This window comes from Pseudomonas sp. ASL9, from assembly GCF_056680335.1.
In genome coordinates this window covers 2419938-2432159 of the sequence record NZ_CM155277.1, presented here as the reverse complement: position 1 = coordinate 2432159, position 12222 = coordinate 2419938, and the positions used below count along the sequence as shown (strand labels likewise).

General features: G+C 57.1%; 9 protein-coding genes. 5 read left to right on the top strand and 4 right to left on the bottom strand.

What is annotated here, in order from left to right:
- Nucleotides 1-48: 48 nt before the first annotated feature.
- The gene (gene putA, locus AC1ME2_RS11150) at nt 49-4002 is read right to left on the bottom strand and encodes a trifunctional transcriptional regulator/proline dehydrogenase/L-glutamate gamma-semialdehyde dehydrogenase (protein WP_480441127.1); all 3954 of its coding nucleotides are present in this window, start codon (nt 4000-4002) and stop codon (nt 49-51) included.
- A 457-nt stretch (nt 4003-4459) separates the two neighbouring features.
- On the opposite strand from putA, the gene putP reads away from it, so the two are divergent.
- A complete protein-coding gene (gene putP / locus AC1ME2_RS11145; protein WP_480441124.1) occupies nt 4460-5950 on the top strand; it encodes a sodium/proline symporter PutP in 1491 nt (496 codons plus the stop codon).
- A 105-nt stretch (nt 5951-6055) separates the two neighbouring features.
- On the opposite strand, the gene AC1ME2_RS11140 is transcribed toward putP, so the two are convergent.
- Complete coding sequence (locus AC1ME2_RS11140) at nt 6056-6727, bottom strand: polysaccharide lyase family 7 protein (protein WP_480441122.1); 672 nt, start codon at nt 6725-6727, stop codon at nt 6056-6058.
- A gap of 316 nt (nt 6728-7043) precedes the next feature.
- Here AC1ME2_RS11140 and AC1ME2_RS11135 point away from each other — a divergent pair, with 316 nt between their 5' ends.
- The 3 genes from AC1ME2_RS11135 to AC1ME2_RS11125 are packed head-to-tail and all read left to right on the top strand — an operon-like array spanning nt 7044 to nt 10052.
- On the top strand, nt 7044-9173 hold the full coding sequence (locus tag AC1ME2_RS11135) for a putative bifunctional diguanylate cyclase/phosphodiesterase (RefSeq protein ID WP_480441120.1): 2130 nt from the start codon (nt 7044-7046) through the stop codon (nt 9171-9173).
- Nucleotides 9174-9213: 40 nt separating this feature from the next.
- On the top strand, nt 9214-9735 hold the full coding sequence (locus AC1ME2_RS11130) for a M48 metallopeptidase family protein (RefSeq protein ID WP_480441118.1): 522 nt from the start codon (nt 9214-9216) through the stop codon (nt 9733-9735).
- Between the two features lie 20 nt (nt 9736-9755).
- The gene (locus AC1ME2_RS11125) at nt 9756-10052 is read left to right on the top strand and encodes a winged helix-turn-helix domain-containing protein (RefSeq protein WP_322177491.1); all 297 of its coding nucleotides are present in this window, start codon (nt 9756-9758) and stop codon (nt 10050-10052) included.
- A gap of 158 nt (nt 10053-10210) precedes the next feature.
- Here the strand turns inward: AC1ME2_RS11125 and AC1ME2_RS11120 are convergent, their stop codons facing one another.
- Entirely contained in the window at nt 10211-10414 is a 204-nt protein-coding gene (locus AC1ME2_RS11120; RefSeq protein WP_480441116.1) for a hypothetical protein, read from the bottom strand.
- A gap of 173 nt (nt 10415-10587) precedes the next feature.
- On the bottom strand, nt 10588-11046 hold the full coding sequence (locus AC1ME2_RS11115) for a GNAT family N-acetyltransferase (protein WP_480441114.1): 459 nt from the start codon (nt 11044-11046) through the stop codon (nt 10588-10590).
- A 436-nt stretch (nt 11047-11482) separates the two neighbouring features.
- Here AC1ME2_RS11115 and AC1ME2_RS11110 point away from each other — a divergent pair, with 436 nt between their 5' ends.
- On the top strand, nt 11483-12220 hold the full coding sequence (locus AC1ME2_RS11110; RefSeq protein WP_480441112.1) for a substrate-binding periplasmic protein: 738 nt from the start codon (nt 11483-11485) through the stop codon (nt 12218-12220).
- The last annotated feature ends 2 nt before the right edge of the window (nt 12221-12222 follow it).

Below are 12222 nucleotides of genomic sequence, written 5' to 3'. Positions count from 1 at the left end.
ACAGATTCTGAAATCTATGGGAGCAACGCAGGCGCTGAAAATCAGCGCTTACCCAATCGTCATCAAACTCGCATTCCCTCCCGCTGCCGCAGTGTTCACACTCAGTGCTCGCTCAATCACCAGACGCTCCAACGCGATGTTGGTTTCGCCTTGCGACAAACCTTGAACCCCGATGATCGCGCCAGCACGTTTGGCGATGTGTTGGCAGACCGCTCGCAGTTGGTCGGAGTCGCCGTGATGCAGGACTGCATCGATGACCACTTCGTCCTTGTTCCAGTCTGCAACCAGCTGGATACGCGCTTGTACTTCTTTAGGCAGGCGAGCGCGCAACGGTTTGCTCACTTCGTTTTCCGGCCAGACGGCGGTGCTGCCGACGGCCAATACGGCGGCCAGTTGGGTCAACAGGTCGGCTTCGATGTCCGCCAGGCACAGGACATGTTCGCGGGGCAGCAGGCTGTAGCTGTTGCGTTCGCCGGTCGGACCGTTCAGCAAGCGGATGACGCCGCTTTGCGATTGCACGGCGAACTGGTTGCACAACGCGCCCAACGCTTCTTGCTGGTGACTGCTGGCCCAGGTTTGCAGGGCGCCAAGCGGTTTGCTCATGGCGTCGCGCATCCGGGTGTCCGGTGCAGTCAGCGCGTCGCCGCGAGCAAAGGATTGCTCGATGGCATCCAGTGGGCGGGTCGACAGCAGGCGGTAAAGGTACAGCGGCCCACCGGCTTTCGGCCCAGTGCCCGACAAACCTTCGCCCCCGAACGGTTGCACGCCCACCACAGCACCGACGATGTTGCGGTTGACGTAGACGTTACCGGCATTGACCTTGTCGACGACCTTGGCAATGGTCTCGTCGATGCGCGTGTGCACACCGAGCGTCAGACCATAGCCCGAGGCGTTGATCTGGCCGATCAAGGTGTCCAGCTCTTTACGCTTGTAGCGCACCACGTGCAGCACCGGGCCGAAGATCTCTCGTTGCAGTTCGTCGAAGCTTTCCAGTTCGATCAAGGTTGGCATCACATAGGTGCCGCGCTTGATTTCAGTGCTGTCGGCAATCGCCATCTGGTACACGGTGCGGCCTTTATCGCGCATGGCCTGGATGTGTTTCTCGATCCCGGCTTTGGCTTCGGCATCGATCACCGGCCCGATATCCACGGACAACCGCTCCGGGTTGCCAAGGCGGCATTCAGCCATGGCACCTTTAAGCATTTCGATCACGCGGTCGGCAGAGTCTTCTTGCAGGCACAGCACACGCAGCGCCGAGCAGCGTTGACCAGCACTGTCGAAAGCCGAGGACACCACATCGATGACCACTTGTTCGGTCAGCGCGGAGGAATCGACGATCATCGCGTTTTGCCCGCCGGTTTCGGCGATCAACGGGATAGGCCGACCTTGTGCGTCCAGGCGACCGGCGATGTTGCGTTGCAGTAGGCGTGCGACTTCGGTAGAGCCCGTGAACATCACGCCCTTGACCCGATCATCACCCACCAGACGTGCGCCGACGGTTTCACCGCGGCCCGGCAACAGTTGCACCACGCCTTCAGGGATACCGGCTTCAAGCAACAAGCGCACCGCTTGTGCAGCAATCAGCGGGGTTTGTTCGGCAGGTTTGGCCAGCACCGGGTTACCGGCGGCCAATGCAGCAGCGACCTGACCACTGAAAATGGCCAGCGGGAAGTTCCACGGGCTGATGCAGACCACTGGCCCGAGGGGGCGGTGCGCGTCGTTGGTGAAATCGTTGCGCGCCTGCACTGCGTAGTAACGCAGGAAGTCCACGGCTTCACGCACTTCTGCGATGGCGTTGGCGAATGTCTTGCCAGCTTCACGTGCCAGCAGGCCCATCAGCGGCTGGATTTCACCTTCCATCAAATCAGCGGCACGTTCCAGGATCGCGGCGCGCTCGGCGGGTGGTGTCGCTTGCCAGATAGGGGCGGCGTTGAGTGCGCACTGGATGGCGTTATCAACGTCTTCCAGATTGGCTTCTTGAACGTGACCGACCACATCACGCAAATCTGACGGGTTCAGCACAGCAACAGAAGCGCCGGTGCTCGCAGGGCTGCCGAGCATCGGACCGGCTTTCCAGTCGTTATGTGCAGAGGCCAGCAATGCCGAGGATAACGATGCCAGGCGGTGTTCGTTCGCCAGGTCGATACCGCTGGAGTTGGCGCGTGACGGGCCATACAGATCACGCGGCAGTGGAATACGCGGGTGTGGCAAGCCGAAACCGCCTTCCTGCGTCGCCATCTGCTCGATGCTGCTCACTGGATCGGCCACCAATTCCTGAATGGCGATGGAGTGGTCGGCAATGCGGTTGACGAACGAGGTGTTCGCGCCGTTTTCCAGCAGACGACGCACCAGGTACGCCAGCAATGTTTCGTGGGTGCCTACCGGTGCATAGACCCTGCATGGGCGGTTCAGCTTGCCATCGGCAACCTTGCCCACCACTTGTTCGTACAGCGGTTCGCCCATGCCGTGAAGGCACTGGAACTCGTACTGACCGGGGTAATAGTTCTGGCCGGCGATATGGTAGATCGCTGCCAGGGTATGGGCGTTGTGCGTGGCAAATTGCGGATAGATGACTTCCGGCACCGACAGCAGTTTGCGTGCGCAGGCAATGTAGGAAACGTCGGTGTACACCTTGCGGGTATACACCGGATAGCCTTCCAGGCCGTCGACCTGGGCGCGTTTGATTTCGCTGTCCCAGTACGCGCCTTTCACCAGGCGGATCATCAGGCGGTGGCGGCTGCGGCGGGCCAGATCTATTACGTAGTCGATCACATACGGGCAGCGCTTCTGGTAGGCCTGAATCACGAAGCCAATGCCGTTCCAGCCAGTTAGTTGCGGCTCGAAGCACAGGCGTTCCAGCAGATCCAGTGACAGCTCGAGGCGGTCGGCCTCTTCGGCGTCGATGTTCAGGCCGATGTCGTATTGCTTGGCGAGTAAGGTCAGCGACAGCAGGCGCGGGTACAGCTCGTCCATCACCCGCTCGTATTGCGCGCGGCTGTAGCGCGGGTGCAGGGCAGAGAGTTTGATCGAGATCCCGGGGCCTTCATAAATGCCACGACCATGGGACGCTTTGCCGATGGAGTGGATGGCTTGCTCGTAGGACGCGAGGTATTTCTGCGCGTCATGTTCGGTCAGTGCTGCTTCACCGAGCATGTCGTAGGAGTAGCGGAAGCCCTTGGCTTCGAAGCGGCTGGCGTTGGCCAGGGCTTCGGCGATGGTTTCGCCGGTGACGAACTGCTCGCCCATCAGGCGCATGGCCATGTCCACGCCTTTGCGGATCATCGGCTCGCCGCTTTTGCCAATGATGCGGCTCAGCGAAGAGGTCAGGCCCGTTTCATTGTGGGTGGCGACCAGTTTGCCGGTCAGTAGCAGGCCCCACGTGGCAGCGTTGACGAACAGCGAAGGGCTATTGCCCAAGTGTGGCTGCCAGTTGCCGGTGCTGATTTTGTCGCGAATCAGTGCGTCGCGGGTGCCCTTGTCCGGGATGCGCAGCAGCGCTTCGGCCAGGCACATCAGTGCCACGCCTTCCTGGGAGGACAGCGAGAACTCTTGCAACAAGCCCTGGACGATGCCAGCACGGCCCCCCGCGCTTTTCTGATTGCGCAGTTTTTCGGCGATGCTCGCGGCCAGCTTCTGGGTGGCCTCAGCCATGCTCACGGGCAGGCGCGCTTGTTCCAGCAGCATCGGTACCACTTCAGGTTCCGGGCGGCGATAGGCGGAAGTGATCGCAGCACGCAAAACCGATTGCGGCAGGATGCTCTCGGCGAACTCCAGGAAGCACTGGTGGGCGATGTCTGCTGGCAGGCCGACGTGGTCGTCGCCATCCTTAAGGGGCAGCCCGTTCAATTCCGACAGGGTTGCACCCCCTTCGAGCTTTTCCAGGTAGTTGAAAATCGCCTGCTTGATCAGCCAGTGGGGCGTGCGGTCGATCGATTGAGCAGCGGCTTTCAAACGCTCACGGGTCAGGTCGTCAAGTTTGACGCCCAAAGTAGTCGTCGCCATTTTTGGTCCTCTTTATCGCCACCACGGTGTGGCATCAGCTAGCACTCAGATTAGCCTTGCGTTTGGTGAGGTGCAACCTAGTGCAACCTGTTTTTATCGAAAATTAATACATCTTCTTGAAAAAGAACGAGGGCGTAGAAATAGGGCTCCCCCTGATAGCGCTTTTTGTTATGTAAAAATTCGACTTTGCTCCGAAAAGAAGCAAAAAATATCTTGTCACGCAAAACCACCCCACGGTGCAACTTATTCTCGAAGGGCGGGTTGCACCGTATGGGGATTGTTCACTAGGATCCTCCTTAGAGGTGCAACCTGGCTAATAGGGGTTCATCAGCTGACGTTTTCCTGGGGAAATTTCAGTAAAAACGCGCGGTTAGTAGTTCATGCATGCAAAGCGAACCCCTCGTTTTGGCGTGTTTGATAGCCGCCGCTAAATACAAACAACGCCGGGCGTAACTCAATGATTGTCAGCAACCCAACGTTGATCACCTTTGTGATCTATATCGTAGTAATGGTACTGATCGGCCTCATGGCCTACCGCTCCACCAACAACCTTTCTGACTATATTCTGGGCGGCCGCAGTCTGGGCAGCGTGGTTACCGCACTTTCGGCTGGCGCATCGGACATGAGCGGCTGGCTGTTGATGGGCTTGCCGGGCGCCATTTACATGTCGGGTCTGTCGGAAAGCTGGATCGCCATCGGCCTGATTGTCGGTGCTTACCTGAACTGGCTGTTCGTCGCGGGTCGGCTGCGGGTGCAGACCGAACACAATGGCGACGCATTGACCCTGCCTGATTACTTCACCGGTCGCTTCGAAGACAAAAGCGGGTTGCTGCGGATTATCTCGGCGATCGTGATTCTGGTGTTCTTCACCATTTATTGTGCGTCGGGCATCGTGGCCGGTGCGCGATTGTTTGAAAGCACCTTTGGCATGCCCTACGGGATTGCGTTGTGGGCCGGCGCTGCCGCGACCATTGCCTACACCTTCATCGGTGGTTTCCTTGCTGTGAGCTGGACCGATACCGTGCAGGCCACGCTGATGATCTTCGCGCTGATCCTTACGCCGATTATCGTCTTGCTGGCCACGGGGGGGATCGACACCACGTTCCTGGCGATCGAAGCGCAAGACCCGACTAACTTCGACATGCTGAAAAACACCAGCCTCATCGGCATTATTTCGTTGATGGGTTGGGGTTTGGGTTACTTCGGCCAGCCGCACATCCTTGCTCGGTTCATGGCGGCGGACTCGGTCAAGTCGATTGCCAAAGCGCGTCGCATCTCCATGACCTGGATGATTCTGTGCCTGGGTGGCACGGTAGCGGTGGGCTTCTTCGGTATCGCGTACTTCTCGGCGCATCCTGATCTCGCCGGGCCGGTCATCGAGAACCCGGAGCGCGTGTTTATCGAGTTGGCGAAAATCCTGTTCAATCCCTGGATTGCCGGTGTGTTGCTGTCAGCGATTCTTGCGGCGGTGATGAGCACGCTGAGCTGCCAATTGCTGGTGTGTTCCAGCGCGCTGACTGAAGACTTCTATAAAGCCTTCTTTCGCAAACGCGCTTCGCAGGCCGAGTTGGTATGGGTGGGTCGTGGCATGGTCCTGCTGATCGCGATGATTGCCATTGCCCTGGCCTCCAATCCTGATAACCGGGTATTGGGTCTGGTGAGTTATGCCTGGGCAGGTTTTGGTGCTGCATTCGGCCCCGTGGTGCTGATTTCGGTACTGTGGAAGGGCATGACGCGCAACGGCGCACTGGCCGGTATTCTGGTCGGCGCGATCACCGTTATTGTCTGGAAGCACTTCAGTCTGCTGGGGCTGTACGAAATCATTCCTGGCTTCTTCTTTGCCAGTATTGCCATCGTGGTCTTCAGCCTTACCGGCAAGGGGCCGACGGCTGGGATGTTGACGCGCTTCAATGCGGCCGAGAAGGAGTTCAACGACGCTTCTCGCTAAGTGAATGGATGGGCTGGTTTTCGGCTGGCTCATGTTTCAAAAAAACGGCCCGCATCTTCAGGATGGCGGGCCGTTTTTGTGGTGAGACGCTTTAGGTGTGCGCGCTCAGGTTTTATTGTGATCGATGTCCAACTGATAGAACGTCGCTTTGCCGCCTTCGCTGGTGTAGCCAGCGTTGTCCTGAGTGTAGACGCCGGCCTTGAAGTACAGCGGCTTGTCGCGCCAGGTCGCGCTTATCGGGCTGCTCCAGTTCGAGTCGCGTACGCTGACGCCGAGTTGACCGCCCGGGCTCAGGTGGATGAGGTATTTGAATTGTTCATTGAGCGGTATGTCCTCGGCGATGGTAATCACGCGGCTTTCTTTATCATCAAACCGATTGCGAACCTTGGCGACGACTTTGCCACTTTTTGTACTTTCCTTGTACTGGTACTCGATCTTCAATAACGGCTCGGTGCTCTCGTAAGCATGAATCTGGCCGATGACGATTCTGCCCGACGATGGCACCTGATTGACCTCCAGGGTCGCACGCAGAAAGTGATCCCCGCTGGGGTACAACCAGTTATGCAGCGTGCCATTGGAATAGGTTTCACGCAGTTCGCTGCGCGGGTACTTGGCGTTGGCGGTGCGAGAGCCCGTCACGGGTGACCAGAAAAATACGGTGCCGCTTTCGGCGTGGAAGTATTTGCCTTTGTAGCCGTTGACCAATTTGGGCGTGTCGATAGTCGCCGGGGGCGAGCCCACCGGGATGCTCAAGTTCCAGGATGCCAGATCGATCATTTTTCAGTTTTCCAAATAGGTCTCATTGCCAGCAGAAAAGTGTCTAGCGCAAGCGTTTGGGGCAACCTTTAAACAGCTCGGACGATGGTTTGTTAATGCCGTTTCGTCGAATGGATAACGTCAAAGTGCCGTATTAGACCCCAAAGCCGGTGTATGACACCCTCAAATGCACTACCGTTAGTCGGCTTAGGTTGATTTTTGTTGTCGGATATTCATTGGCTAGCTTCTGCTTTTGTCGCGGCAGGGCTAGAGTAATTGCTATTGGGACTTCGGGCCTCACTCTGCGCCCGGCCGTAAGATCCAGAAGAGAAGCAGCATGGAATGCGTGCAATCAAAGCCACTGGACGGCAGCTCTGTCCTGTTGATAGTAGATGATTACCCGGAAAATCTGGTCACCATGCGTGCGGTCTTGCAACGGCAGGACTGGCATGTGGTTACGGCCAGCTCCGGGGTGGAAGCCTTGAATGTACTGCTGGAGCTGGATGTCGATCTGGTCTTGCTCGACGTGCAGATGCCGGATATGGATGGTTTTGAAGTTGCCCGCTTGATGCGTGGAAGTCTGCGCACGCGATTGACACCGATCATTTTCCTCACGGCGACTGAACAATCCCAAGCCTCCGTGCACAAAGGCTACGCCAGTGGCGCTGTGGATTTCCTGTTCAAACCCTTCGATCCGCACATTCTCAAGCCTAAGGTTCAGGCGTTGCTGGAACACCAGCGCAACCGTCGTGCCCTGCAAAAATTGACCCACGAACTTGAAGCTGCACGCGCCTTCAACGCGTCGTTGCTGTCCAATGTTGCCGAAGGCATTCTGGTGGTCGACGAAGCGGGGGTGATCAGTTTTGCCAATCCGGCGATTTGCCTGTTGCTCGATACTACTGTCGAGGGGCTGTGCGGTACGAGGCTGATCGACCATCTATCCAAGCCCCACATCGCGCAGTGGTCGGAATCGGATTTTTACCGCAGCTATCGCAACTCCGACACGTACCGGATGCACGATGCGATCCTGCACACCGGCAAAGGCCTTCAAGTTCCAGTGGCATTGTCCTGTGCATCGCTGCCGGCCGAGCAGTGCTCGATGGTGTTGAGCATTCTCGACATGTCAGTGGTCCGTGGTCTGTATCAGCAACTCGAGCACCAGGCGGTCACCGATTCACTGACAGGCCTGCTCAATCGCCGTGGGTTTTATCAGGCGGTCGAAGGCATATTGTTGCGCAGTGAGCTCTCCGGGATACCACTGGTTGTGCTGTACCTGGATCTTGATGGCTTCAAGCGAATCAACGATTCCCACGGTCATGATATCGGCGATCGGGTGTTGCTCTGGGTTGCCGAGCAGTTGAAAGAGTGCCTGCGCCCATACGATATTCTGGCGCGCATGGGCGGTGATGAGTTCACCGTGGTGATCGATGGGCTGGACTACCCGGAGCAGGCGGCGATCATCGCTGAAAAGCTGATCGAGCGCGTATCGGCACGCCAGCAGATCGACGGTCTGGACATTGCCCTCGGCGCAAGCATCGGCATTGCCACCTACCCCGAGTGCGGCTCGAACCTGGACGGCCTGCTACGCGCGGCGGATATCGCCATGTACGAAGCCAAGCGCGCAGGCCGTCAGCAATATCGATTTTACGATCAAGAGATGAATGGCCGAGCCCGCTCGCGGCTGATGCTGGAAGAGAGCGTGCGCAGCGCCGTCGAAGGCAATGATTTTTCGTTGGTCTATCAGCCCCAGGTGTACATCGCCGATGGCCGTCTGCGGGGCTTCGAGGCCTTGTTGCGCTGGCAGCATCCGAGCGCCGGTGATGTGTCGCCGGCGCTGTTCATTCCGCTGCTCGAAGAAACCCGTCTGATCAATCGGTTGGGCAGTTGGATCTTCGAGCAGGGCGCCGCTCAATGTCAGGCCTGGACCGCGACCTTCTCTCCAGAGTTAGTGCTGGGGGTGAGTGTCACTACCGCTCAGTTCAGCATGCCCAATCTTGCATCGGAACTGCAACGCGCCATTAACCAATACGGTGTGCAGCCCCGCCAGCTTGAAGTTGAAGTCACGGAAAACTCGCTGATGCAGAACCTTGGGCACACGCGCAAGCAACTGCAGGCGTTGCGTGATATCGGGGTGCGTATTGCGCTGGATGATTTTGGTGTCGGCGAATGTTCGCTGGCTCTTCTGCGTAATTTTGAGCTGGACACCTTGAAACTCGACCGCTACTTCGTCGCCGGTTTGCTCGCCTCATCGCGTGATGCTGCGGTGGCACGCAGCATTATCGATCTGTGTCGTCAGCTTGGGGTGCTGGTGATTGCCGAAGGGGTGGAGACTGTCGAGCAGTATCAATGGCTGGCAGACAACGGTTGTCAGTTAGTTCAGGGGGGCTTGGTTGCGCACCCGCTGACCGCCGATCATGCCGTACAGTTTGCGCAGTCGCTCGATAGGCCTGGGCTCAAGACCCACTGAATTCGGTACACTGGTGGCTTCCAAACCTTCGTTGCTATTTATGACCGCGCCAGCCCTATCGCCCTTGAAATACCTGCAAGCCTATCCACCTGCCCTGCAAGAGCAGGTGCGTCAGTTGATTGCGCAGAACCGGCTGGCGGCTTACCTGAATCAACGCTACCCGGAACGGCATGCCGTGCAGAGCGATAAAGCGCTGTACGCCTATGCACTGGCGTTGAAGCAGGAGCATCTGCGTAATGCACCGAATATCGATAAGGTGCTGTTTGATAACCGTCTGGACCTGACGCATCGCGCGCTGGGCCTGCACACGGCTATATCCCGTGTGCAGGGTGGCAAGCTCAAGGCCAAGAAAGAAATCCGCATTGCTTCTTTGTTCAAGTCGGCCGCGCCAGAGTTTCTGAAAATGATCGTGGTGCACGAACTGGCGCACTTCAAAGAGTCCGACCACAACAAGGCGTTTTATCAGCTTTGTGAGCACATGCAGCCCGGCTACCACCAGTTGGAGTTCGACCTGCGCATCTACCTGACCTACCGTGACCTGCAAGGCAAAACCGCCGAATGAGCATCGACAAGGATCTGACGATGGATGTCAGCAAGACTAAAAGCAGCTTCTATCGCCGGTTGTATGTGGCGTATTTGATAGACAGCCGGATTGCCAGCAGTGTCCCCGCGTTGATGGAGGCCACCGGCATGCCGCGTCGCACGGCGCAGGACACCATTGCCGCCCTGGCCGATCTCGATATTCTCTGCGAGTTTGAACAGTTGGACGGCGCACGCAATCATGCCGGCGGTTATCAGATCCGCGAGTGGGGTGCGATCGACAAAGACTGGATTGCGCAGCATCTGGTGCAGATCAAGACGGTGTTGGGTTACCCCTGAGGCGCGATGTGCCTGCGAGTATCAATCGTAAGCATCCGCCAATTGGAGATGAGAGCCAACGCTATCGCGTTTGGCTCTCATCTTTGGAGCGTGTCGGTCAGTAAGCCGAATGGAGCAATGAGCATCCAAGGTAAAGTTGAATGCTCAAGGGTACCTGCTTAGGCGAAACTGAAAGCCGTGATGATGCCTGCGTCGTCACCGGTCATGCCAATTCGCTGTGTATCAAACTCTCGGGTGGCAACTTCCTTCAGACCGACCACGCGAGGTCGACCGGTCAGTTCGCTGATGTAGGCTTTGACAGTCGGCACGTAGCGGCTGCCGATCAAATGCTGGATCTGTTGAAGGGCTTCTTGATTAGTCATGTACATGTTCCTTATGTAGGTGAGATGTCCTTATTGGACGCCCTTATTTTTACCTCTGTCGGCCCCTACTGTGCGGTATATAGTTGTCGCGTCCCCCGCTAAGGCCACATGAGTCTTGCGGCATGTTTCCAGCATTTTTCGTGCTTCCTTGCTCCTGATCCTCGAATGCGTGTCTATTCCAGGTCGCGGCGCATGCCGATATGAGGGATGTCGTCTTCCAGATAAACCTCGCCCACTGGGGTGAAACCGTAGCGCCCGTAATAGCCTTGCAGATGCGCTTGGGCCGAAAGGTAGATGGGTTGGTCAGGCCATTTCTTTTCAGCGTGCTCCAGCGCCTGAATCATCAGCGCGTGGCCCATGCCTCTATTGCGCGCAGCGGGGGCCGTTACAACCCGACCGATGACTACGTCGCCGCCTTGTTGGATGGGATCAAGCAGGCGCAGATAAGCCACCAGCAGATCATTTTCCCACGCCATCAGGTGACAGGTGTCACCGTCCAGATCCTGACCGTCGACGTCCTGATAGCAACATTTTTGCTCGACGACGAATACTTCGGCGCGCAGTTTCAAAATGGCGTATAGCTGCTCTTTGCTGAGATCGGTGTGATGTTTGCAGACCCAATTTATAGACATGTGGCAGACTCTGAATAGACATTCTGGTCGAATACTAAAGCCCGCATCGTGCGGGTGGCCAAACAAAACTGTAGCGGTTTAATGCCAGTCGCGGTGATTCAGGCCGGAATGCCTTGATAAATCAGTAGCGCCGCGCAAAAAAAATCAATATATCCAGTGGCATGGCCTACGGGATCAGTCCTTGGTGGGCAAGTAACGTGTTAGAAAGAGATCCTTGATCTCGCGCTTACGTCAATCACTCATATGAGTGGTGTCTGCTCCGGTATGAGGGCTTAATTAAGGCAGTAGAAATCATTCGGATTGGTTGCCATGTCATATTTGTGTAATCTGCGTCGAGCCTCTGGGTTCCGGGCTCTTATGGGCCAATGTTAATGAGAGTCCGTGCGTAACGGGCCCTCAATATGGCGGGCGAGCTGCCCGCCTCAGGATCTTGAGCATGCCGCGACTGCTTCGAACCATGGGTTTACTGGGTTTGTTGTTGCTGGCGCAAGCCGCTACAGCGGAGAAGCTACGTCTGGTGGCCGATGCCTGGCCTCCGTTCACCGACATCAATCTGGTCAACGGCGGGCTTGCGACTGATCTAGTCAGTACTGCCTTGGCGCGGGCCGGGTACACCACCGCGTTCGAACAAGTGCCGTGGGCACGGGCGCTGCAGGGAGTGGGCGAAGGGCGCTATGACGTGCTGGTCAACGCCTGGTTCAATAACGAGCGAACGCTGATCGGTGAGTTTTCGAGCGAGTACCTGCTCAATCGGGTGCGCTTTCTCAAGCGCAAGGATTCGTCTATTGAGTTCAACGACCTGCAGGCTTTGCATCCTTATCCGATTGCTGTCGTACGCGGCTATGCCTATTCTCCTGCCTTCGACAGTGATCCCGAGTTGCAAAAAATTCCTGTGCACAGTTTTTCCATGGCCGTGCGCATGCTGGCGGCAGGAAGGGTGGCGTTAACCGTGGAAGATGAATATGTCGCTCGCTATAGCCTCGCAAGCGAAGTGCCTCATGTCCGCGACAGCGTTGAGTTCCTGCCCAAGTCATTGAGCGAGAACAGCCTGCATATTCTGGTCAGTCTGAAGAACCCCAATCATGCGCAGATTGTTGCCAACTTCGATAGGGAGATCGCTGCGATGAAAGCTGATGGCAGTTACGACCGAATGCTTCACCAGCACGGGCTGTAAAG

Excerpts from the sequence above, each read along its gene's own strand:
- AC1ME2_RS11130 (WP_480441118.1), top strand. The coding sequence starts at position 9,214 with ATGACCGCGCCAGCCCTATCGCCCTTGAAATACCTGCAAGCCTATCCA.
- putP (WP_480441124.1), top strand. The coding sequence starts at position 4,460 with ATGATTGTCAGCAACCCAACGTTGATCACCTTTGTGATCTATATCGTA.
- AC1ME2_RS11120 (WP_480441116.1), bottom strand. The coding sequence starts at position 10,414 with ATGACTAATCAAGAAGCCCTTCAACAGATCCAGCATTTGATCGGCAGC.
- AC1ME2_RS11115 (WP_480441114.1), bottom strand. The coding sequence starts at position 11,046 with ATGTCTATAAATTGGGTCTGCAAACATCACACCGATCTCAGCAAAGAG.
- AC1ME2_RS11110 (WP_480441112.1), top strand. The coding sequence starts at position 11,483 with ATGCCGCGACTGCTTCGAACCATGGGTTTACTGGGTTTGTTGTTGCTG.
- AC1ME2_RS11125 (WP_322177491.1), top strand. The coding sequence starts at position 9,756 with ATGGATGTCAGCAAGACTAAAAGCAGCTTCTATCGCCGGTTGTATGTG.
- putA (WP_480441127.1), bottom strand. The coding sequence starts at position 4,002 with ATGGCGACGACTACTTTGGGCGTCAAACTTGACGACCTGACCCGTGAG.
- AC1ME2_RS11140 (WP_480441122.1), bottom strand. The coding sequence starts at position 6,727 with ATGATCGATCTGGCATCCTGGAACTTGAGCATCCCGGTGGGCTCGCCC.
- AC1ME2_RS11135 (WP_480441120.1), top strand. The coding sequence starts at position 7,044 with ATGGAATGCGTGCAATCAAAGCCACTGGACGGCAGCTCTGTCCTGTTG.